The organism is Streptococcus sp. Marseille-Q6488, assembly GCF_946902925.1.
GTDB lineage: Bacteria > Bacillota > Bacilli > Lactobacillales > Streptococcaceae > Streptococcus.
The window spans coordinates 91,197-111,618 of record NZ_CAMPPZ010000003.1 but is presented as its reverse complement, the minus strand read 5'-3'; the positions used below and the strand labels follow the sequence as shown (position 1 = coordinate 111,618).

The window sequence follows — 20,422 nt, the reverse complement described above, 5'->3', positions numbered from 1 at the left end:
AAAGAAAGATGTTTTTAATTTATATATATAAAAATGTATATCATTTGAAATCATTGTTAAGAGTGAATTAACCAAATCCAATTGTATCAATCGTTCGCGAACAGTCTATTTTTCTTGAAAAAATAGGCTTTTTTTCTAAAAATCTCTAGTCAAGCGCTTTATTTTTTTGTATAATAGAAGTAGCAAAGTATAGATAAGAAGAGAAAAGCATGATTACACTATTTCTATCACCGAGCTGTACATCATGTCGTAAGGCTAAGGCCTGGTTAGAAAAACATAAGGTTCCCTTTGTGGAACACAATATTATGACCAGTCCTTTAACAAGAAAAGAATTGCAACACATCCTTTCCTTGACCGAAAATGGTACTGATGACATCATTTCAACTCGTTCAAAAATTTTTCAAAAATTGAATATTGATGTAGAGAGTATTTCGGTATCGGAATTACTTCATTTGATTGAGCAGTATCCTAGTCTTTTGCGTCGTCCAATTATTATCGATGCTAAACGTATGCAGATCGGTTTTAATGAAGATGAGATTCGTGCTTTTCTCCCTCGTAGTTACCGTAAGCAAGAGCTAAAAGAAGCAAGAATGAGAGCTGGTATTAGTTAATGAACAAACAGTATAGTTACCCACTAGATTTGTCGTGGAGCACTGAAGAACTTGCTTCAGTGCTTTCTTTTTTTAATGATGTTGAAGCTGCCTATGAAAGCAAGGTAGAGGCTCAAAAGTTACTGGGCTCCTATAAGGGATTCAAAGCGGTTGTGCCAAGCAAGAGCGAAGAGAAACGTTTGGGACGAGAATTTGAAACAGTTAGTGGCTATTCGCTTTACCGAGCGGTTCAGGCTGCCAAGGAAAAAGGGGAAGGAAAGATTTCTCTTGGAAAGTAAATTTGAATTTGCCAAAGAGCTTGTCAAGAGGGCGGGCCAGTACATCCTTGACCATATGCAGGAAGACTTGCGTGTTGAGACCAAGTCCTCTCCAACAGATTTAGTGACCAGACTGGACAAGGAAGTTCAGGAGCTCTTGGTTGGTGAGATTTTGTCTCGTTATCCTGAGGATAAGATTTGTGCTGAAGAAGGTTGTCTGCGAGCCTCGGTTCAAGAGGGCAAGGTTTGGGTCATTGATCCCATTGATGGTACCAATAATTTTGTGGCTCAGCAGGAAGATTTTGCTGTCATGATGGCTTATTTTGAAAATGGTCAGGGGCAGTTTGGACTGATTTATGATGTGGTCAAAGGGGATTGTTACCATGGTGGTGGAGCCTTTCCAGTTTGTCGAAACGATAAGCTCCTAGCTCCCTTTAAAGCCAAACCACTTGGAGATTTTCTCATTGCGGGAAATAGTGGCATGCTGGAAACCAACGAATGGGGGCTGGCTGATTTGAGTCGAGCAGTACTTGGTGTTCGTGTCTATGGGAGTGCGGCCATTAGTTTTGCCAAGATTTTGTCAGGGCGTTTATTGACCTATGTCACTTATCTGCAACCATGGGATTATGCTGCAGCTAGTATTTTAGGGGAAGGTCTGGGCTATCGGGTGGTGACCCTTTCTGGTAAAGCTCCTGATTTTCAAACCAGACAGCCGGTCATGATGGTGCCTCTTGAGATGCTGGAGGAAATTCAGTCCTATATTTACGAAAGGAAAAGAACTTAAATGCAATTTCCAGAAGGATTTGTTGAAAAATATGAAGAGATACTAGGAGATGAGGCAAGAGATTTTCTTGCCTCTTTTGAGGAGGAAGCGGTTTCGGCTTTTCGGGTCAATCCTTTAAAAGAAGCGCCAGTTTCCTTTCCTGATGACATTCCTCAAACTCCTTGGGGACATTATGGGAAGGTTTCAGGGAAATCGCCTGAGCATGCTACTGGTTTAGTTTATTCGCAAGAACCCGCTGCCCAGATGGTTGCTCAGGTAGCCCAGCCCAGTCCTGGTATGAAAGTCTTGGATTTGGCTGCTGCACCGGGTGGAAAATCAACTCAGTTGGCAGCCTATCTAGCTGGAGAGGGCCTTCTCGTTTCCAATGAAATTTCAAGCAAACGGGCTAAGATTTTGGTTGAAAACATGGAGCGCTTTGGAGCGACAAATGTTGTGGTGACCAATGAATCTGCTGACCGTTTGGCCAAGGTCTTTAAAGGCTATTTTGATTTAATCGTTCTCGATGCCCCTTGCTCTGGTGAAGGAATGTTCCGTAAGCAGCCAGATGCTATGGACTATTGGAGCTTAGATTATCCAAGTCAATGTGCTAGCTTGCAAAGAGAAATTCTGGAAGATGCAGTGACCATGCTAGCAGAGGGTGGTCGTCTGGTTTATTCAACCTGTACCTGGGCACCAGAGGAAAACGAAGAGATCGTCAATTGGCTGCTGGAAGAGTATGATTTTGATTTGCTGCCAGTAGAGCATATCAATGGAATGGTAGCTGGTATTGACCTGCCAGAAACGGCTCGGATGTACCCTCATCAGTTTAAGGGAGAGGGTCAGTTTGTAGCTCATCTACAATTTAAAGGAGGAAATCCAGCCCCTAAATGTAAGACAAGTAAGAGCAATCTCAGCCGTGAACAAGTTGCCTTGTGGCAGGAATTTGCCCAAAAACATTTGAAAATCAATCTAAGGGGTATCTTGCAGACTTTTGGGGACCAACTCTATCTCCTGCCAGAACTTTTGCCAGATTTAGGGAAACTCAAGATTGCTCGGAATGGACTGCATCTAGGGACCTTTAAGAAGAAACGCTTTGAGCCTAGTTTTGCTCTTGGTCTAGCCTTGAAACCGAGTCAGGTCAAGCAGTCGGTTGAAATTGCCCAAGAGGAGTTTGTAAAGTATGCGGCTGGAGAAACTGTTCAGCTGGCAGAAAGTTTGCCAAATGGTTGGTACCAAGTTTTAGTTCAAGGAAATGGTTTGGGCTTTGCAAAGGTTACTGGAAATGTTTTGAAAAATTATTTTCCTAAAGGCCTCAGATTCAAGTGAAAATGCTAGTCAAAGTAGCTTGTCTATGTTATAGTGGAAATATGGATTTTTTTCAAATTATCTTTCATTTTAAGTCAAAATTGGTGGGAAAGGTAACTAAGCAAATTTCTAGTTAAACCAAGCTAATACTCTTCGAAAATCAAATTCAAACCGCGTCAACGTCGCCTTGCCGTATATATGTGACTGACTTCGTCAGTCTTATCTACAACCTCAAAGCGGTGCTTTGAGCAGCCTGCGGCTAGTTTCCTAGTTTGCTCTTTGATTTTCATTGAGTATAAGAACTTTAGTTGGCTCCCAATTTTCAAAAGAAAAACATAAATAAAAAGTTGAAAAAATTCACGGCATTCACCATTATTTTCAAGGAGAAAAACAGTGAAAAAAAGGAAAAAACTCGCTCTATCCCTTGCAGCTCTTTTGCTGGCAGGTTCTTTGGCGGGATGTGCTAGCTGGATTGATCGTGGAGAATCCATGACAGCTGTTGGTTCAACGGCTCTTCAGCCCTTGGTCGAAGCAGCAGCAGATGAATTTGGCTCTATGCACATTGGAAAAACAGTCAACGTCCAAGGTGGAGGATCTGGTACAGGTCTGTCTCAGGTTCAGTCTGGAGCCGTTGATGTAGGAAATTCAGACGTATTTGCCGAGGAAAAAGACGGTATAAACGCATCCGCTCTAGTAGACCACAAGGTTGCTGTAGCGGGCTTGGCAGTGATTGTAAACAAAGAAGTTGACGTTGAAAATCTGACAACTGAACAACTCCGTAGCATCTTCACAGGTCAAGTGACCAACTGGAAAGAGGTTGGTGGGAAAGACCTAGCCATTTCCATTATCAACCGCGCGGCAAGTTCTGGTTCGCGTGCAACCTTTGATAGTGTTATCATGGATGGCCAATCTGCCGTGCAGAGTCAAGAACAGGATTCAAATGGGATGGTCAAAAACATTGTTTCCCAGACACCAGGAGCCATTTCTTACCTAGCCTTTGCCTATGTGGATGACTCGGTGAAACGCATGAAGTTGAATGGCTATGAGCCGATTGCAGAAAATGTTACAAGCAATAACTGGCCTTTGTGGTCTTATGAACACATGTACACCCTAGGTCAACCAAATGAATTGGTGGCAGAATTTCTCAACTTTGTCCTCTCAGATGAAGCGCAAAGTGGAATCGTTAAGGGGATGGGTTACATTTCTGTCAAGGAAATGAAGGTTGAAAAAGATGCTGCAGGAACGGTGACAGCGCTAGAAGGGAGTCACTAATGAATCAAGAAGAATTAGCTAAAAAATTACTTTCTCCCTCAAAGAACTCCCGTCTAGAGAAATTAGGAAAAGGCTTGACCTTTGCCTGTCTGTCTTTGATTGTTATCATTGTGGCCATGATTTTGATTTTCGTAGCCCAAAAAGGTTTGTCGACCTTCTTTGTAAATGGGGTCAACATCTTTGATTTCCTCTTTGGGCAAACTTGGAATCCTTCAGGTAAACAATTTGGTGCCCTTCCCATGATTTTGGGTTCCTTTATTGTCACCATCCTATCAGCCCTTATCGCAACTCCTTTTGCCATTGGTGCGGCAGTCTTTATGACGGAAGTCTCACCAAAAGGTGCTAGAATCTTGCAACCAGCCATTGAATTGCTAGTCGGGATTCCTTCAGTCGTGTATGGATTTATCGGTTTGCAGGTCGTAGTTCCCTTTGTCCGTAGTGTCTTTGGTGGAACTGGTTTTGGGATTTTGTCAGGTATTTTTGTTCTCTTTGTCATGATTTTACCGACGGTAACCTTTATGACAACGGACAGCTTACGTGCGGTGCCTCGTCATTACCGCGAAGCTAGTTTGGCTATGGGAGCCACTCGTTGGCAAACCATCTGGCGCGTAACCTTAAAGGCAGCGCGTTCAGGGATTTTCACCGCAGTGGTCTTTGGGATGGCGCGTGCCTTTGGTGAGGCTCTGGCCATTCAGATGGTGGTCGGAAACTCAGCCGTAGTCCCAACTTCATTGACAACACCTGCTGCAACCTTGACCTCTGTTTTGACCATGGGTATTGGAAATACCGTTATGGGAACAGTTGACAATAATGTTCTCTGGTCACTGGCCTTAGTCTTGCTTTTGATGAGTTTGGCCTTCAACAGTGTGATTAAATTGATTACGAAAGAAAGAGGAAAGAAAAACTATGCACGCTAAGAAATTAGATAAAATTGCAACAGCTGTCCTCTACTCAATTGCAGGAATTATCGTTGCCATCTTGGCATCCTTGATTCTTTATATCTTAGTTCGTGGTTTGCCCCACATCTCTTGGTCTTTCTTGACTGGCAAATCATCTTCTTACCAAGCAGGCGGAGGGATTGGAATTCAGCTCTATAATTCTTTCTTCCTTCTGGTCATCACCTTGATTATCTCTGTACCTTTGTCCATGGGAGCTGGGATTTTCCTAGCTGAATATGCCAAAAAAGGTCCTGTGACCAATTTTGTCAGAACCTGTATTGAAATCTTGTCTTCACTGCCATCTGTGGTTGTGGGTCTCTTTGGTTATTTGATCTTTGTAGTTCAGTTTGAGTATGGATTTTCAATCATTTCAGGTGCCTTGGCTTTGACAGTCTTTAACTTGCCTCAGATGACTCGTAATGTCGAGGACAGTTTGAAACATGTTCACCATACGCAACGTGAGGCTGGTCTGGCCCTTGGGATTTCTCGTTGGGAAACTGTGGTCCATGTGGTCATTCCAGAAGCACTACCAGGTATTGTAACGGGTGTCGTCTTGGCCTCTGGTCGTATCTTTGGTGAGGCTGCGGCTCTTATCTATACAGCAGGGCAATCTGCACCAGCACTAGACTGGTCTAACTGGAATATTCTCAGTGTGACTAGCCCAATCTCTATCTTCCGTCAAGCAGAAACCTTGGCTGTCCACATTTGGAAAGTTAATAGTGAAGGAACCATTCCTGATGGCACCATTGTATCAGCAGGTTCTGCGGCCGTGCTCCTCATCTTTATTCTCATTTTTAACTTTGGAGCCCGTAAACTCGGAAGTTACCTACATAAGAAATTAACCGCTGCCTAAAGGAGAAGCCATGTCAAAATATAATTGGGATGAAAAGCATATCATCACCTTTCCTGAAGAGAAAGTGGCCCTCTCTACTAAGGATTTACATGTTTACTACGGTAAAAATGAATCTATCAAGGGCATCGATATGCAATTTGAAAAGAATAAAATTACGGCCTTAATTGGCCCTTCTGGTTCAGGGAAATCAACCTACCTCCGCAGTCTCAACCGTATGAATGATACCATTGATATTGCCAAGGTAACAGGTCAAATTCTCTATCAAGGGATTGATGTCAACCGTCCAGAAATCAACGTTTATGAGATGCGTAAGCACATCGGTATGGTCTTCCAACGACCAAATCCCTTTGCCAAGTCTATCTACCGCAACATCACTTTTGCCCATGAACGTGCAGGTGTTAAGGACAAGCAAGTCTTGGATGAAATTGTGGAAACCTCTCTTCGTCAGGCTGCCCTTTGGGACCAGGTCAAAGACGATTTGCACAAGTCAGCCTTGACCCTATCAGGTGGTCAGCAGCAACGTCTCTGTATCGCTCGTGCTATCTCCGTTAAACCAGATATTCTCTTGATGGATGAGCCAGCGTCAGCCTTGGATCCGATTGCGACAGCCCAGCTGGAAGAAACCATGCTGGAATTGAAGAAGGACTTCACCATCATCATCGTGACCCATAGTATGCAGCAGGCTGCGCGTGCTAGTGACTACACAGGATTTTTCTACTTGGGTGACTTGATTGAGTATGATAAGACGTCTAATATTTTCCAAAATGCGAAACTACAGTCAACCAATGACTACGTAACAGGACACTTTGGATAGAAAGGAAACAGTATGACAGAAGCGATTTTACAGGTATCAGACCTGTCCGTTTACTACAATCAAAAAAAGGCCTTGAATAGTGTTTCCCTATCTTTCCAACCTAAGGAAATTACAGCCTTGATCGGTCCATCTGGATCAGGGAAGTCAACTCTTCTCAAGGCTATCAATCGCATGGGGGATCTCAATCCAGAGGTGACCACAACTGGTTCAGTGGTTTACAACGGCCACAATATCTACAGTCCGCGTACAGATACAGTTGAATTGCGGAAGGAAATCGGCATGGTTTTCCAACAACCAAACCCTTTTCCTATGTCTATCTACGAAAATGTTGTTTACGGGCTTCGTATCAATGGAGTGAAGAATAAGCAGGTTCTGGATGAAGCGGTAGAAAAAGCCTTGCAACGAGCTTCTATCTGGGATGAGGTCAAGGACCGCCTGCATGATTCAGCTATCGGGCTTTCAGGTGGACAGCAGCAACGTGTCTGTGTTGCCCGTGTCTTAGCAACCAGTCCTAAAATCATTCTCTTGGATGAACCGACTTCAGCCTTGGACCCTATCTCTGCTGGTAAGATTGAGGAAACCTTGTATGGTCTAAAAGATAAATACACCATGCTCTTGGTTACGCGTTCCATGCAACAAGCCTCTCGTATCTCTGACAAGACAGGATTTTTCCTTGATGGAGATTTGATCGAGTTTAACGATACCAAGAAGATGTTCCTCAACCCACAACACAAGGAAACAGAAGATTATATTTCAGGAAAATTTGGATAAGGAGATAAATGATGTTACGTTCTCAATTTGAAGAAGATTTAGAGAAATTGCATAACCAGTTCTATGCTATGGGACAAGAAGTGCTATCCCAAATCAATCGTACAGTGCGTGCCTTTGTTACGCATGACCGTGATTTGGCCAAGGAAGTCATCGAAGATGATGCAGAAGTAAACGAATACGAAGTGAAGTTGGAGAAGAAATCATTTGAAATGATTGCCCTCCAACAACCGGTTTCTCAGGACTTGCGTACTGTTTTGACAGTCTTGAAGGCTGTATCTGACTTGGAACGTATGGGGGACCATGCCGTTTCCATTGCCAAAGCGGCAATTCGTATGAAGGGGGAGCAACGCATCCCAGCTGTTGAAGAAGAAATCAAGAGAATGGGGCGCGATGTCAAGAATTTCGTCGAAGCAGCCCTTGAACTCTATCTGAATGGTTCAGTAGACCAGGCCTACGAAGTAGCAGCCATGGATGAAAAAATCAATCATTACTTTGATAGCATTCGTGACTTGGCTACAGAAGAAATCAAGAAAAATCCAGATGCCATCGTTACAGGTCGTGATTACTTCCAAGTGATTGCCTTCTTGGAACGTATTGGAGACTATGCTAAAAATATCTGTGAATGGGTTGTTTACTTTGAAACAGGTAAGATTGTCGAACTATAAAACAGGTTCATTCTGTATAAAAAGGAGCTGGAAATCAACTGACGGCTCCTTTTATTGAATGAAAAAAATATTTTTAAGATAAAAATTCAAAAAAGCACTTGACAAGTAGCTTGAATAGCGTTATAATTATACAAAATCAACAGAGAGGTTGTTTATTTATGAAATCAAAAAAATGGATATTTGTTTTATGTAGTTTTCTTGCAAGTTTCTTCTTAGTAGCTTGCCAGTCAGGTTCGAATGGTTCTCAGTCAGCTGTTGAGGCCATTAAGCAAAAGGGGAAATTAGTTGTGGCGACTAGTCCTGACTATGCACCTTTTGAATTTCAGTCTTTAGTTGACGGGAAAAATCAGGTAGTCGGTGCGGACATTGATATGGCTCAAGCTATCGCTGATGAACTTGGGGTGAAGTTGGAAATCTCAAGCATGAGTTTTGACAATGTTTTAACCAGTCTTCAAACTGGTAAGGCTGACCTAGCAGTTGCGGGAATTAGTGCTACTGACGAGAGAAAAGAAGTTTTTGATTTTTCAATCCCTTACTATGAGAACAAGATTAGTTTCTTGGTTCGTAAAGCTGATGTAGAAAAATACAAGGATTTAACTAGCCTTGAAAGTGCTAATATTGCAGCCCAAAAAGGGACTGTTCCAGAATCTATGGTCAAGGAACAATTACCAAAAGCACAGCTGACTTCCCTAACCAATATGGGGGAAGCAGTTAATGAATTGCAGGCTGGAAAAGTAGATGCTGTTCATATGGATGAGCCTGTTGCCCTTAGCTATGCTGCTAAAAACGCGGACCTAGCTGTCGCAACTGTCAGCTTGAAGATGAAGGACGGCGAAGCCAACGCAGTTGCCCTTAGAAAAAATAGTGCTGATTTGAAAGAAGTGGTGGACAAGGTCATCCAAAAACTCAAGGATGACGGCACCTACCAAAAATATCTTGAAAAGGCAGCAACCTTAACAGAAGTTGAAGAATAATACTCAATGAAAATCAAAGAGCAAACTAGGAAGCTAGCCGCAGGTTGCTCAAAGCACTGCTTTGAGGTTGTAGATAAGACTGACGAAGTTCAGCTCAAAACACTGTTTTGAGGTTGTGGATAGAACTGACGAAGTCAGTAACCATATCTACGGTAAGACGACGCTGACGTGGTTTGAAGAGATTTTCGAAGAGTATAAAAAAAGCAGAGTTGGAAGTCATTCCAATTCTGCTTTTAAATAGTTTAAAACCTTTTCCAGATTGTCTAAGGATACCTTGGCAAATTGATAAGGACAGGCATCCAAGTAAGCCTCTTCAAAGAAATCCAAGCCCAGTTGACTGTGTTTGAGACTGGCGATTTTAGAATACTGTCTCAAGTCTAGTAATAAACCATCGTGTAGGGGATAATGAGGAAGGGGACAAGGTGTTTTGGTTAAACTTTTCTCGAGTTGTTTTTGGTAGTCTTCTTGATTGGACAAGCGAGCTAGACGGTTTTTCTCAAACAGTTGACTGTCAATATAGAGTGACAGAGCTTTTTGCATGATGAGGTTGCTGTCGTAGTCTAGGATATTTTTGTAGGCCACAAAGGCTTCTTTAATAGTATTTGGAAGAATGAGCGCCGTAATCCGCAGGGCTGGAAAGAGGCTGGTTGAGAAGGACTTGATATAAATGACGCGCTCTTCTGTATCCAGATAGTGGAAGGTCTGGCCCTTCTTGGAGTCCAAATCACCTAGATAGTCGTCCTCTACGATATAGACACCGTACTTGGTAGCTAAGTCAAGGATAGCTCGTTTGTCCTGCTCAGAATAGGAATGCCCCAGAGGATAGTGAAAACGAGGGATGGTATAGAAAAACTTAATTTTTCCTGTTTTGAAGTGACTTTCCAGCTCCTCCAAGTCAATCCCATCAATGCCTCGTTCAATGGTTTGATAGTCCAGACCTTGAGCAATCAAGAGTCGATTCATCCGATGATAGGTCGGTTGTTCCACCAAGATTTCCTTTGCTTGGCTAGGGAAGGATATTTGAGAAAGGATAAACAGGGCTTGTTGGGTCCCAGAAGTCAATACTAGTTGGTCAGCCTTGCAGTAGAGGGCTTGATCAAAGAGGAGTTTATGAATAGACTGTCTTAGGTCTTCTAATCCTTCTTGATTGTCATAGTAGTTGAAGAGGTAGTTTTCCCGTCCAATCAAGGTTTCATTGACGCAGAGTCGGAAATCGTCATAGGCACTGGCATGTTCGTCAGTGACTTCGATTTCTAGGTCCTGGTGTTGCCCTTGCTCTAAGACATAGTAGCCACTCTGGGGCTTGGCATAGAGGTATTGTTCGTGCCGTAATTCCAGCAGGGCACGTTGAATGGTGTCCTTGCTACAGTGAAAGTCAAGGCTCAGTTGACGGATAGAAGGCAGGCGACTTCCCGTTGGAAAACGTCCAGACTCGATACCGTTTTTCAGATAGGAAACGACCTCTTGGTACTTGCTTTGTTTCTTCATTCCAGACCTCCCTTGATTTTGTTACATTGTACCTTTTTTTTTCCTTCTTGGCAATGTCTAAAGTGTTTCTCTCGTTCACATCTAGGGGCAAATGTGGTATACTTAGGAGTAAGATTTATAGAATAATAGACAAGAAAGAGAATGGATAAGAACGTGCAGGAACCAGTGAAATTATTTCAATACAATACCCTTGGAGCCTTGATGGCTGGCCTTTATGGTGGTACTATGACAGTAGGAGAATTGCTAGAGCATGGTGACCTTGGTTTGGGAACCTTGGATTCCATTGATGGGGAATTGATTGTCTTGGATGGCAAGGCTTATCAGGCCAAAGGATCAGGCGACCAGCCAGAAATTGTGGAGGTGTCACCAGATGCCCTTATTCCTTATGCAGCAGTAGTACCGCACCAGGCAGAGGTCATTTTCCGCCAGCGCTTTGAGATGACAGACAAGGAATTGGAAGAGCGAATCGAGTCTTATTATGATGGGGAAAATCTTTTCCGCTCAATTAAGATTCGTGGCGAATTTTCACATATGCATGTGCGCATGATTCCCAAGTCGACACCAGATACCAAGTTTGCTGATGTCGCGACCCATCAACCGGAATATAGTCGTGACAATGTGGCGGGGACCATTGTTGGTTTCTGGACGCCAGAGATTTTCCATGGAGTCAGTGTGGCAGGCTACCATCTGCACTTCATTTCAGATGATTTGACCTTCGGTGGTCATGTCATGGACTTTGTCATCAAGGAAGGTATTATCGAGGTGGGAGCTGTTGACCAATTGGACCAACGTTTCCCAGTCCAAGATCGTCAATACTTGTTTGCTAAGTTCAATGTTGATGAGATGAAAAAAGATATTGAAAAGGCAGAATAGGAGAAGAAAATGAACATTCATATCATTATTACCATTGTGTTTTTGCTGACTTTTCTAACAGAGAGCATTTGGTATGCCAAAAAGAAATACCAGATTAATCTAGCTGTCTTGGGCTTGGGTGCTGTTGCCTTCTTTGTTTCTTCGCAGATTTTAGAAAAACTGGTGCATATCTTAGTTTTACATCCTCAAAAAGACGGTAGTATTGCCCTCTTGCAAGACCATCCGCTTGTCTATATCATCTATGGCCTAGCCATGGCAGCATTTTTTGAGGAAACTGCTCGTCTTATTTTCTTCAAATGGTTGGAGAAAAAGAGAAGTTTGGAAAAGGCAGACGCCTTGGCCTATGGGTTAGGGCATGGTGGCTTGGAGTTGATTTTCCTAGGTCTTACTAGTTTGCTTAATCTCTACTTCGTTCTCTCAGCAGTTCAAACGCAGAATCCACAGGTCATGCAATTGCTGTCTGAAAATATGTTGAAAACTATCCAGTCGCTATCAGTCTGGCAGATTTATTTGCTTGGTTTTGAGCGAATCTTGGCCCTAGGTTTCCAATTACTCTTGACTGTTTGGGTTTACCAAGCTGTTCGCCAGAAGAAATGGATTTATCTCCTAGCAGCCTATGGCCTACATGCCTTCTTTGACCTAGCACCATCTCTAGTCCAAGTTGGCTGGTTGACAAATCCAACCTTGGTTGAAGTTGTCCTAGCACTTGAGCTCATTCTGGTTGCCTATGGAACCAAGGCTATCTTTTGCAAAAAATCATAAAAAGAGGGGAAACCTCTTTTTCTTATGCAAAAACCAAACAAGGTCTTTTTATGGTCGTCAAATGGTCTTAAAAATGGTATAATGGAATGAATTTTGTAAAAGGAAGAGTGACATGTCTGTAAGAGAAAAAATGCTTGAAATCTTAGAAGGAATTGATATCCGTTTCAAGGAACCCTTGCATAGCTATAGTTATACAAAAGTAGGTGGAGAGGCTGATTATCTGGTCTTTCCACGAAATCGTTTTGAGTTGGCGCGCCTTGTGAAATTTGCCAATCAAGAAAATATCCCTTGGATGGTCCTTGGAAATGCCAGCAACATTATCGTTCGTGATGGTGGGATTCGCGGATTTGTCATCTTGTGTGACAAGCTCAATAACGTTTCCGTTGATGGCTATACCATTGAAGCTGAAGCTGGTGCCAACTTGATTGAAACAACTCGCATTGCCCTTCGTCATAGTTTGACTGGCTTCGAGTTTGCTTGTGGCATTCCAGGAAGCGTTGGCGGTGCTGTCTTTATGAATGCGGGTGCCTATGGGGGCGAGATTGCCCATATCTTGCAGTCTTGTAAGGTCTTGACCAAGGATGGAGAAATCGAGACCCTGTCTGCCAAGGATTTGGCTTTTGGTTACCGCCATTCAGCTATTCAGGAGTCTGGTGCAGTTGTCTTGTCAGCTAAATTTGCCCTAGCCCCAGGAACCCATCAGGTTATCAAGCAGGAAATGGATCGCTTGACGCACCTACGTGAACTCAAGCAACCTTTGGAATACCCATCTTGTGGTTCGGTCTTTAAACGTCCAGTAGGGCATTTTGCAGGTCAATTAATTTCAGAAGCTGGCTTGAAAGGTTATCGTATCGGTGGCGTAGAAGTCTCAGAAAAACACGCAGGATTTATGATCAATGTTGCTGACGGAACGGCCAAAGACTACGAAGACTTGATTGAGTCTGTTATCGAAAAAGTCAAGGAACACTCTGGCGTTACTCTTGAGAGAGAAGTCCGTATTCTAGGTGAAAGCAAGTAGGAAGCTGTAGTTGAAAAGCTGCTGCTATGTCATGGAAAGGGGGTGAAAGCCTATCGTTAGTGCAGAAGAATGTAGGCAGTTCAATTTCCTACACGAGGTAGTAGCGGCCTGACAGAGCCCTGATCTGTTAATCTATGAAAAAGAAGGAATAAATGACAATTGAAAAAACCAATTATTGAATTCAAAAACGTCTCAAAAGTTTTTGAAGACAGCAACACTAAGGTTCTCAAAGACATCAACTTTGAGTTGGAAGAAGGGAAATTCTACACCCTTCTAGGCGCATCTGGTTCAGGGAAATCAACTATCCTTAACATCATTGCAGGTTTACTGGATGCGACGACAGGAGATATTTTGCTGGATGGTGTCCGTATCAATGACATTCCAACCAACAAGCGAGACGTCCATACAGTCTTCCAATCCTATGCCTTGTTTCCACATATGAATGTGTTTGAAAATGTTGCCTTTCCGCTCCGCTTGCGTAAAATTGACAAGAAAGAAATCGAGAAACGCGTAGCGGAAGTTCTCAAGATGGTTCAGTTGGAAGGTTACGAAAAACGTTCCATCCGTAAACTCTCTGGAGGACAACGTCAGCGTGTGGCTATTGCCCGTGCCATCATCAACCAACCCCGTGTGGTTTTGCTGGACGAGCCTCTGTCAGCGCTGGACTTGAAATTAAGAACAGATATGCAGTACGAACTGCGTGAACTGCAACAACGATTGGGCATTACCTTTGTCTTTGTCACTCACGATCAGGAAGAAGCCTTGGCTATGAGTGACTGGATTTTCGTTATGAATGATGGCGAGATTGTCCAGTCTGGAACACCTGTGGATATCTACGATGAGCCGATCAATCACTTTGTTGCCACCTTTATCGGTGAGTCAAATATCTTGCCAGGAATCATGATTGAGGACTACTTGGTTGAGTTCAACGGCAAACGCTTCGAAGCGGTTGATGGTGGGATGAAGCCAAATGAACCTGTTGAGGTTGTTATTCGTCCAGAGGATTTGCGGATTACCCTTCCTGAAGAAGGCAAGCTCCAAGTTAAGGTCGATACCCAGCTCTTCCGTGGGGTTCACTATGAGATTATTGCCTATGACGAACTTGGAAATGAATGGATGATCCACTCGACTCGCAAGGCCATTGTGGGTGAGGAAATCGGTCTGGACTTTGAACCAGAAGACATCCACATCATGCGTCTCAATGAAACCGAAGAAGAGTTCGATGCCCGTATCGAAGAATACGTGGAAATCGAAGAGCAAGAAGCAGGTTTGATCAATGCAATCGAGGAGGAAAGAGATGAAGAAAACAAGCTCTAAACTCTTTGTAGTGCCCTACATGCTTTGGATTGCACTCTTTGTCCTGGCACCCTTGGTATTGATTTTCGGCCAATCCTTTTTCAACATTGAAGGACAATTCAGTTTAGAAAATTATAAGTCCTATTTTGCGTCACAAAACTTGACCTACCTAAAAATGAGTTTCAACTCTGTACTCTATGCAGGAATTGTGACCTTTGTGACCTTGCTTATCAGCTATCCAACAGCCCTCTTTTTGACCCGTCTCAAGCACCGTCAACTCTGGCTTATGCTGATTATCCTGCCTACTTGGATCAATTTGCTCCTTAAAGCCTATGCTTTTATCGGGATTTTTGGTCAGAATGGCTCTATTAACCAATTCTTGGAATTTATCGGAATCGGTTCACAGCAATTGCTCTTTACCGATTTCTCCTTCATCTTTGTCGCAAGCTACATCGAGCTTCCCTTTATGATTTTGCCGATTTTCAATGTCTTGGACGATATGGATAACAATCTCATCAATGCCAGCTATGACCTCGGTGCGACCAAGTGGGAGACCTTCCGTCATGTCATCTTCCCTTTATCGATGAACGGCGTGCGAAGTGGAGTTCAGTCGGTCTTTATTCCAAGCTTGAGTCTCTTCATGCTGACCCGTTTGATTGGTGGGAACCGCGTTATCACCTTGGGGACAGCCATTGAGCAGAACTTCCTGACCAATGACAACTACGGTATGGGTTCAACCATCGGTGTGATTCTCATTCTGACCATGTTCATCACCATGTGGGTGACCAAGGAAAGGAGAGAACGATGAAAAAATTTGCCAATCTATATCTGGGACTGGTCTTTCTTGTCCTCTACCTGCCTATCTTTTACCTGATTGGCTACGCCTTTAATGCAGGCAACGACATGAACAGCTTTACAGGCTTTAGTTTGAGCCATTTTAAAACCATGTTTGGCGATGGTCGTCTCATGTTGATTGTGACTCAGACCTTTTTCTTGGCCTTTCTGTCAGCCTTGATAGCGACCATTATCGGGACTTTCGGTGCTATTTACATTTATCAGTCTCGTAAGAAATACCAAGAAGCCTTTCTTTCCCTCAATAATATCCTCATGGTTGCTCCTGATGTTATGATTGGTGCTAGCTTCTTGATTCTCTTTACCCAACTCAAGTTTTCACTTGGATTCTTGACAGTTCTTTCCAGTCACGTGGCCTTCTCCATTCCTATCGTGGTCTTGATGGTCTTGCCTCGACTCAAGGAAATGAATGGCGACATGATTCATGCGGCTTACGACTTGGGAGCCAGTCAATTTCAGATGTTCAAGGAAATCATGCTTCCTTACCTGACACCGTCTATCATTGCAGGTTATTTCATGGCCTTCACCTATTCGCTAGATGACTTTGCCGTGACCTTCTTTGTAACGGGAAATGGCTTTTCAACCCTCTCAGTCGAGATTTACTCTCGAGCTCGCAAGGGGATTTCGCTAGAAATCAATGCCCTGTCTGCCCTTGTCTTTCTCTTTAGTATTATCCTAGTTGTTGGATATTACTTTATCTCACGTGAGAAGGAGGAGCAAGCATGAAAAAACTCTATTCATTTTTAGCAGGAATTGTAGCCATTATCCTTGTCTTGTGGGGAATTGCGACTCATCTCGATAGTAAAATCAATAGCCGAGATAGTCAAAAACTGGTTATCTACAACTGGGGAGACTATATCGATCCAGAACTCTTGGAGCAATTCACAGAAGAAACAGGAATCCAAGTCCAGTATGAGACCTTTGATTCCAACGAAGCCATGTATACCAAGATTAAGCAGGGTGGAACGACTTATGATATTGCCATCCCAAGTGAGTACATGATTAACAAGATGAAGGACGAAGACCTTTTGGTGCCACTTGATTATTCAAAACTTGAAGGAATCGAAAATATCGGACCAGAGTTTCTCAACCAATCCTTTGATCCAGGTAATAAATTCTCTATTCCTTACTTCTGGGGAACACTGGGAATTGTCTACAATGAAACTATGGTCGATGAAGTGCCTGAGCATTGGGATGACCTCTGGAAGCCAGAGTATAAGAACTCTATCATGCTCTTTGATGGGGCGCGTGAGGTGCTGGGACTAGGACTCAATTCGCTAGGCTACAGCCTCAACTCCAAGGATACCCAGCAGTTGGAAGAGACAGTGGACAAGCTTTACAAGCTCACTCCAAATATCAAGGCTATTGTGGCGGACGAGATGAAGGGATACATGATTCAGAATAACGCTGCTATCGGCGTGACCTTCTCTGGTGAAGCCAGCCAAATGCTAGAAAAAAATGAAAATCTACGCTATGTGGTACCGACAGAAGCCAGCAACCTTTGGTTTGACAATATGGTCATTCCCAAAACAGTCAAAAACCAAGATGCAGCCTATGCCTTTATCAACTTTATGTTGAAACCTGAAAATGCTCTCCAAAATGCGGAGTATGTCGGCTATTCAACTCCAAACCTACCAGCCAAGGAACTGCTACCAGAGGAGAAAAAAGAAGACAAAGCCTTCTATCCAGACGCTGAAACTATGAAACACCTAGAAGTTTATGAGAAATTTGACCATAAATGGACAGGAAAATATAGCGACCTCTTCCTGCAGTTTAAAATGTATCGGAAGTAGGAGTTAGCAGTCACGAAACGAATCAGTTAGAGCTGGTTCGTTTTTTTTTGAATCAGATGGAAGTGTCAGTATGAAATTGAAAAATTCAATTCTCAATAAACCTTTGAAAAAAATATTTAAGCCCTTGACCGTTATTAAGACCTTCTGTATAATGATATAAGAGAGATTATGCAAAATTTTCCATATAAATAAAAGAGAAATACAATATGAATGAAAAGATATATTTGAAGGATATTTTCAGATTTAATGAGTTATTGTCACAATCGGAGTATAAAGGGTATCGTATTAAGTTACGATTTAACAAGAATTGGGATGATTATAGTTTTGTTGATGATTATATCAGTGGATCTGAAGATTTTTTACCATGGATTTTAAGTAATGGTTCAGATAAAAAAAGTCGAAATCGTAGAAACGAAATTCAGTTTCAATTTATAGAAGTGGAGTATCATAAATGGCTCTTTGTTGGGGCCTATCTTATAAAAGAAACGAATAGTCAGATAAAGCAAGTGACCTATGGGAACCATCATGTTAAGTTCGCTTTAGCTGAACGATTAGAAGAGTATGATAAGTTTATAGAAAAAGTTTTGGTTAATCATACTAATACAGGTCAATCATGGTTTTATGTTAATCCTAAAATAATTGAATCAGTTGTAGTAGAATCTGTAAACAGTATTTCCTATTTTAATCAAACGTCTCATTTTCCAGGTTATGAAAATATTTCATTTTCTTATCAAGAATTAAAGAAAAATTGGGCAAACAGTTCTTGGAGACAATATCTATCAGCTGTTTATGGTGTCTATGTTATTACTGATGTTAGGACAGGAAAGCTCTATGTAGGTTCTGCTTATGGAGATAATGGAGTTTATGGAAGATGGTCTACATACTTAAGTGAAGGATATGATAAATCCGAAATGGAAGAAAATCGTTATCCGAATAAAAGATTGTGTGAGATAGTCGAAAAATATGGAATAAGTTATATTAAAAAGTATTTTCAATATAGTATATTAGAGATTTTTCCAAAGAATGAAGTTGGAAAACAAAAGGCACTTCAACGTGAACGATATTGGAAGAAAGTATTAAAATCTAAAGAACATGGTTATAATGCAAATTAGGAGAGGCTATGAATAATTTGAATGATTGGGAAAAAGCTCGTCGAGAAGAAGAATTGAATCAAGAGCTAAAAAGACAGAATAACTTGTTGGAACAGCAGAGATGGGAACAGCAGTTTTCTAACCAAAAACAACAGGCAGCACTAGATGAACAAAATCGTCTTGCTCGAGAACAACAAGAAACATTAAAAGAGAGAAATGAGTTAGAACGTCAGAGGCAATGGGATGAGGAATCTCGACATCAAAGAGAGTTAGAATTACGTATTGAGCAACAATATAAAGATAATATATTTGATTTAAAAAAACTGTGGGCCAAAGCTGAATCAGAAAATGAGAGAGGGAGAATTCAGATACTCTTAGCAGAAGCAGAAGCTGACTGGAATGAGTATATACTGGAGAAAGAGAGAGAAGCAGAAAGAAAGCGATTGGCTACAGAGCAATTTCAAATAAAACAGCAGGAAGAAAGAGAACAGAATGAATTATTAGAGCGCCGTAGACAGAAAATTAGTAGGATAAAGTGGTTTTTTGGAATAGTTATAAGCTTACTTTTATTAGTGATAATTGTAACTTTTTTCATAGGTATGAATAAGTCTAAATCATCTCATAATAGTACTAAGCAATCAACTCAATCATCTAATTCAGCAACCTCCACAAGTTCTACAAAGCAAGCTTCTCTTGGTGGAAATAAATCTAAAGATAAACAAACTTCATCAACAAGTTCTGCTTCTTCTAGACCACAGGCTACAAAAGTATATATTGGAAACCTTATTGGTTTAAGTAAATCTGATGCTATATCAGAATTGAAGAGTAGAAAAATTACTGAGAATCATATAAAAGTTGAGGAAGAAGAAAGTGATGAATATTCTCCCGGTACAATTTTACGTCAGAGTTTATCGGAGGGAACTTTATATGATTTGAATGATTCATCCGATATTATTTTGACTGTTGCAAAAGAACGAACTAGCGCTACAATGCCAAATTATGCAGGTTCAAGTTTTGAATTTACCAAAAATAATTTAATCACATTGTTGGTATTAAAGAAGCCAATATTGAAAGAGTAGAAGTTTCAACTGCTCCTGAAGGTACATCGGAGGGAACTGTAGTAGATCAAAGTCCGAAAGTAGGAGAGGAAGTTGATTTGAAACGTACACGAGTTAAAATTTCAATTTATAAGCCCAAAAATTCTCAAACATCACGAAGTAGATCTAGATAAATTAAGAGGTTAATGCAGAAAGTTAACTTATGGCTAACACATGCTATTTGGTTAGAATCATTTCCAGTTGACGCAAGTTCAAAAAAACGTTATAATAAGAAAGTTGAGAATTGATTTTCTCTTGTCTTAGTCCAGAGAAATGGCGGTGCTGCGAGCCATCTAAGCTAGAAAGTCATGCTACTCAATTTAACAATTGCATAAGAACAAGAGAATGACAAGTTCATTGAATGAAGGTGGTACCGCGGTTTTTCGCCCTTCGTGATATGAGCTTGTCTTTTGATTTTTGGAGGTGTTGATGAAAACATTTCTTGTCAAACAAAAGTTTCGTCTTGGAGGCGAACGCTTCGCTATCAAGGATGACAGGGGAGAAATCGCCTATCAGGTGGAGGGATCATTTTTTAAGATTCCCAAAACTTTTACCATCTATGATGTGGCTGGTGAACAAGTCAGTCAGATCAGTAAAGAAATCTTGACCTTGCTTCCTCGTTTTGAGATTCAGCTTAGGGATGGCTCGAGTTTTGTCATTCGTAAGAAGTTGACCTTCTGGCGAGATAAGTATGAGTTTGATAATCTAGGTCTTCGTATCGAGGGCAATATCTGGGATTTGGATTTCAAATTGCTGGATGATCGCGATCAGCTGATTGCGGAAATTAAGAAGGAACTCTTCCATCTGACCTCTACCTATACCGTAACGGTTCTTGAGGATGCTTATGCAGACCTAGTCATTTCTCTCTGTGTCGCGATTGACTATGTGGAAATGCTGGAAAGCCAATCACATTAAACAAGTAATAAGGA

21 protein-coding genes and 1 pseudogene are annotated in these 20,422 nt (G+C 41.8%); 21 read left to right on the top strand and 1 reads right to left on the bottom strand.

Annotation, left to right across the window (positions count from 1 at the left end; all coding sequences use genetic code 11):
- Positions 1 to 209 precede the first annotated feature (209 nt).
- From OVN23_RS01270 to OVN23_RS01220, 11 genes are all read left to right on the top strand, one after another.
- Positions 210 to 611 carry a Spx/MgsR family RNA polymerase-binding regulatory protein gene (locus tag OVN23_RS01270; RefSeq protein WP_000631259.1) on the top strand — a complete coding sequence of 134 codons (402 nt, stop codon included), beginning with the start codon at positions 210 to 212 and terminating at the stop codon, positions 609 to 611.
- Complete coding sequence (locus OVN23_RS01265) at positions 611 to 889, top strand: UPF0223 family protein (RefSeq protein WP_112444124.1); 279 nt, start codon at positions 611 to 613, stop codon at positions 887 to 889. Before OVN23_RS01270 ends, OVN23_RS01265 begins: the two co-directional genes overlap by 1 nt.
- Positions 879 to 1,652 carry an inositol monophosphatase family protein gene (locus OVN23_RS01260; protein WP_112444122.1) on the top strand — a complete coding sequence of 258 codons (774 nt, stop codon included), beginning with the start codon at positions 879 to 881 and terminating at the stop codon, positions 1,650 to 1,652. The genes OVN23_RS01265 and OVN23_RS01260 overlap by 11 nt, the downstream gene beginning before the upstream one ends.
- Positions 1,653 to 2,957 (top strand): RsmF rRNA methyltransferase first C-terminal domain-containing protein, encoded by a 1,305-nt coding sequence (locus OVN23_RS01255; RefSeq protein ID WP_267240225.1) that lies wholly within the window; start codon positions 1,653 to 1,655, stop codon positions 2,955 to 2,957.
- 372 nt (positions 2,958 to 3,329) lie between these two features.
- Complete coding sequence (locus OVN23_RS01250; protein WP_267240224.1) at positions 3,330 to 4,208, top strand: phosphate ABC transporter substrate-binding protein PstS family protein; 879 nt, start codon at positions 3,330 to 3,332, stop codon at positions 4,206 to 4,208.
- The gene (gene pstC / locus OVN23_RS01245) at positions 4,208 to 5,125 is read left to right on the top strand and encodes a phosphate ABC transporter permease subunit PstC (RefSeq protein ID WP_001070903.1); all 918 of its coding nucleotides are present in this window, start codon (positions 4,208 to 4,210) and stop codon (positions 5,123 to 5,125) included. The genes OVN23_RS01250 and pstC overlap by 1 nt, the downstream gene beginning before the upstream one ends.
- Complete coding sequence (pstA, locus tag OVN23_RS01240) at positions 5,115 to 5,999, top strand: phosphate ABC transporter permease PstA (RefSeq protein ID WP_000543046.1); 885 nt, start codon at positions 5,115 to 5,117, stop codon at positions 5,997 to 5,999. Before pstC ends, pstA begins: the two co-directional genes overlap by 11 nt.
- A gap of 10 nt (positions 6,000 to 6,009) precedes the next feature.
- Entirely contained in the window at positions 6,010 to 6,813 is an 804-nt protein-coding gene (gene pstB / locus OVN23_RS01235) for a phosphate ABC transporter ATP-binding protein PstB (RefSeq protein WP_000049848.1), read from the top strand.
- A 12-nt stretch (positions 6,814 to 6,825) separates the two neighbouring features.
- Positions 6,826 to 7,584: a phosphate ABC transporter ATP-binding protein PstB gene (pstB, locus tag OVN23_RS01230; RefSeq protein ID WP_267240223.1), complete on the top strand. Its 759-nt coding sequence runs from the start codon at positions 6,826 to 6,828 to the stop codon at positions 7,582 to 7,584.
- An 11-nt stretch (positions 7,585 to 7,595) separates the two neighbouring features.
- The gene (gene phoU, locus OVN23_RS01225) at positions 7,596 to 8,249 is read left to right on the top strand and encodes a phosphate signaling complex protein PhoU (RefSeq protein ID WP_000946458.1); all 654 of its coding nucleotides are present in this window, start codon (positions 7,596 to 7,598) and stop codon (positions 8,247 to 8,249) included.
- A gap of 158 nt (positions 8,250 to 8,407) precedes the next feature.
- Positions 8,408 to 9,223: an ABC transporter substrate-binding protein gene (locus OVN23_RS01220; RefSeq protein WP_000837372.1), complete on the top strand. Its 816-nt coding sequence runs from the start codon at positions 8,408 to 8,410 to the stop codon at positions 9,221 to 9,223.
- 216 nt (positions 9,224 to 9,439) lie between these two features.
- On the opposite strand, the gene OVN23_RS01215 is transcribed toward OVN23_RS01220, so the two are convergent.
- Positions 9,440 to 10,711, bottom strand: coding sequence for a PLP-dependent aminotransferase family protein (locus tag OVN23_RS01215; RefSeq protein WP_173219171.1), 1,272 nt, complete (start codon positions 10,709 to 10,711; stop codon positions 9,440 to 9,442).
- A 141-nt stretch (positions 10,712 to 10,852) separates the two neighbouring features.
- Between OVN23_RS01215 and budA the strand changes: the two genes are divergently transcribed.
- The 10 genes and pseudogenes from budA (at position 10,853) to OVN23_RS01165 (ending at position 20,408) form a co-directional block, all read left to right on the top strand.
- A complete protein-coding gene (gene budA, locus OVN23_RS01210) occupies positions 10,853 to 11,584 on the top strand; it encodes an acetolactate decarboxylase (RefSeq protein ID WP_000360295.1) in 732 nt (243 codons plus the stop codon).
- Between the two features lie 9 nt (positions 11,585 to 11,593).
- The gene (locus tag OVN23_RS01205) at positions 11,594 to 12,346 is read left to right on the top strand and encodes a YhfC family intramembrane metalloprotease (protein ID WP_173219168.1); all 753 of its coding nucleotides are present in this window, start codon (positions 11,594 to 11,596) and stop codon (positions 12,344 to 12,346) included.
- A gap of 112 nt (positions 12,347 to 12,458) precedes the next feature.
- Positions 12,459 to 13,364, top strand: coding sequence for a UDP-N-acetylmuramate dehydrogenase (gene murB, locus OVN23_RS01200; RefSeq protein WP_055356681.1), 906 nt, complete (start codon positions 12,459 to 12,461; stop codon positions 13,362 to 13,364).
- 159 nt (positions 13,365 to 13,523) lie between these two features.
- Positions 13,524 to 14,681 (top strand): ABC transporter ATP-binding protein, encoded by a 1,158-nt coding sequence (locus tag OVN23_RS01195; protein WP_042750955.1) that lies wholly within the window; start codon positions 13,524 to 13,526, stop codon positions 14,679 to 14,681.
- Positions 14,662 to 15,468 carry an ABC transporter permease gene (locus OVN23_RS01190; protein ID WP_000753801.1) on the top strand — a complete coding sequence of 269 codons (807 nt, stop codon included), beginning with the start codon at positions 14,662 to 14,664 and terminating at the stop codon, positions 15,466 to 15,468. Before OVN23_RS01195 ends, OVN23_RS01190 begins: the two co-directional genes overlap by 20 nt.
- Entirely contained in the window at positions 15,465 to 16,238 is a 774-nt protein-coding gene (locus OVN23_RS01185; RefSeq protein WP_000712740.1) for an ABC transporter permease, read from the top strand. Before OVN23_RS01190 ends, OVN23_RS01185 begins: the two co-directional genes overlap by 4 nt.
- The gene (locus OVN23_RS01180) at positions 16,235 to 17,305 is read left to right on the top strand and encodes an ABC transporter substrate-binding protein (protein ID WP_023939757.1); all 1,071 of its coding nucleotides are present in this window, start codon (positions 16,235 to 16,237) and stop codon (positions 17,303 to 17,305) included. The genes OVN23_RS01185 and OVN23_RS01180 overlap by 4 nt, the downstream gene beginning before the upstream one ends.
- A gap of 206 nt (positions 17,306 to 17,511) precedes the next feature.
- Complete coding sequence (locus tag OVN23_RS01175) at positions 17,512 to 18,417, top strand: GIY-YIG nuclease family protein (RefSeq protein WP_173219165.1); 906 nt, start codon at positions 17,512 to 17,514, stop codon at positions 18,415 to 18,417.
- A gap of 722 nt (positions 18,418 to 19,139) precedes the next feature.
- Positions 19,140 to 19,615, top strand: a pseudogene (locus tag OVN23_RS01170) (PASTA domain-containing protein); the annotation flags it as partial.
- Positions 19,616 to 19,922: 307 nt separating this feature from the next.
- Complete coding sequence (locus OVN23_RS01165; RefSeq protein ID WP_173228992.1) at positions 19,923 to 20,408, top strand: LURP-one-related/scramblase family protein; 486 nt, start codon at positions 19,923 to 19,925, stop codon at positions 20,406 to 20,408.
- Positions 20,409 to 20,422 lie beyond the last annotated feature (14 nt).

Coding starts and splice junctions, on each gene's coding strand:
- OVN23_RS01220 (WP_000837372.1), top strand. CDS start 8,408: ATGAAATCAAAAAAATGGATATTTGTTTTATGTAGTTTTCTTGCAAGT.
- OVN23_RS01255 (WP_267240225.1), top strand. CDS start 1,653: ATGCAATTTCCAGAAGGATTTGTTGAAAAATATGAAGAGATACTAGGA.
- OVN23_RS01215 (WP_173219171.1), bottom strand. CDS start 10,711: ATGAAGAAACAAAGCAAGTACCAAGAGGTCGTTTCCTATCTGAAAAAC.
- phoU (WP_000946458.1), top strand. CDS start 7,596: ATGTTACGTTCTCAATTTGAAGAAGATTTAGAGAAATTGCATAACCAG.
- OVN23_RS01185 (WP_000712740.1), top strand. CDS start 15,465: ATGAAAAAATTTGCCAATCTATATCTGGGACTGGTCTTTCTTGTCCTC.
- pstA (WP_000543046.1), top strand. CDS start 5,115: ATGCACGCTAAGAAATTAGATAAAATTGCAACAGCTGTCCTCTACTCA.
- budA (WP_000360295.1), top strand. CDS start 10,853: ATGGATAAGAACGTGCAGGAACCAGTGAAATTATTTCAATACAATACC.
- OVN23_RS01205 (WP_173219168.1), top strand. CDS start 11,594: ATGAACATTCATATCATTATTACCATTGTGTTTTTGCTGACTTTTCTA.
- OVN23_RS01180 (WP_023939757.1), top strand. CDS start 16,235: ATGAAAAAACTCTATTCATTTTTAGCAGGAATTGTAGCCATTATCCTT.
- OVN23_RS01175 (WP_173219165.1), top strand. CDS start 17,512: ATGAATGAAAAGATATATTTGAAGGATATTTTCAGATTTAATGAGTTA.
- murB (WP_055356681.1), top strand. CDS start 12,459: ATGTCTGTAAGAGAAAAAATGCTTGAAATCTTAGAAGGAATTGATATC.
- OVN23_RS01165 (WP_173228992.1), top strand. CDS start 19,923: ATGAAAACATTTCTTGTCAAACAAAAGTTTCGTCTTGGAGGCGAACGC.
- OVN23_RS01190 (WP_000753801.1), top strand. CDS start 14,662: ATGAAGAAAACAAGCTCTAAACTCTTTGTAGTGCCCTACATGCTTTGG.
- OVN23_RS01270 (WP_000631259.1), top strand. CDS start 210: ATGATTACACTATTTCTATCACCGAGCTGTACATCATGTCGTAAGGCT.
- pstB (WP_267240223.1), top strand. CDS start 6,826: ATGACAGAAGCGATTTTACAGGTATCAGACCTGTCCGTTTACTACAAT.
- pstC (WP_001070903.1), top strand. CDS start 4,208: ATGAATCAAGAAGAATTAGCTAAAAAATTACTTTCTCCCTCAAAGAAC.
- pstB (WP_000049848.1), top strand. CDS start 6,010: ATGTCAAAATATAATTGGGATGAAAAGCATATCATCACCTTTCCTGAA.
- OVN23_RS01265 (WP_112444124.1), top strand. CDS start 611: ATGAACAAACAGTATAGTTACCCACTAGATTTGTCGTGGAGCACTGAA.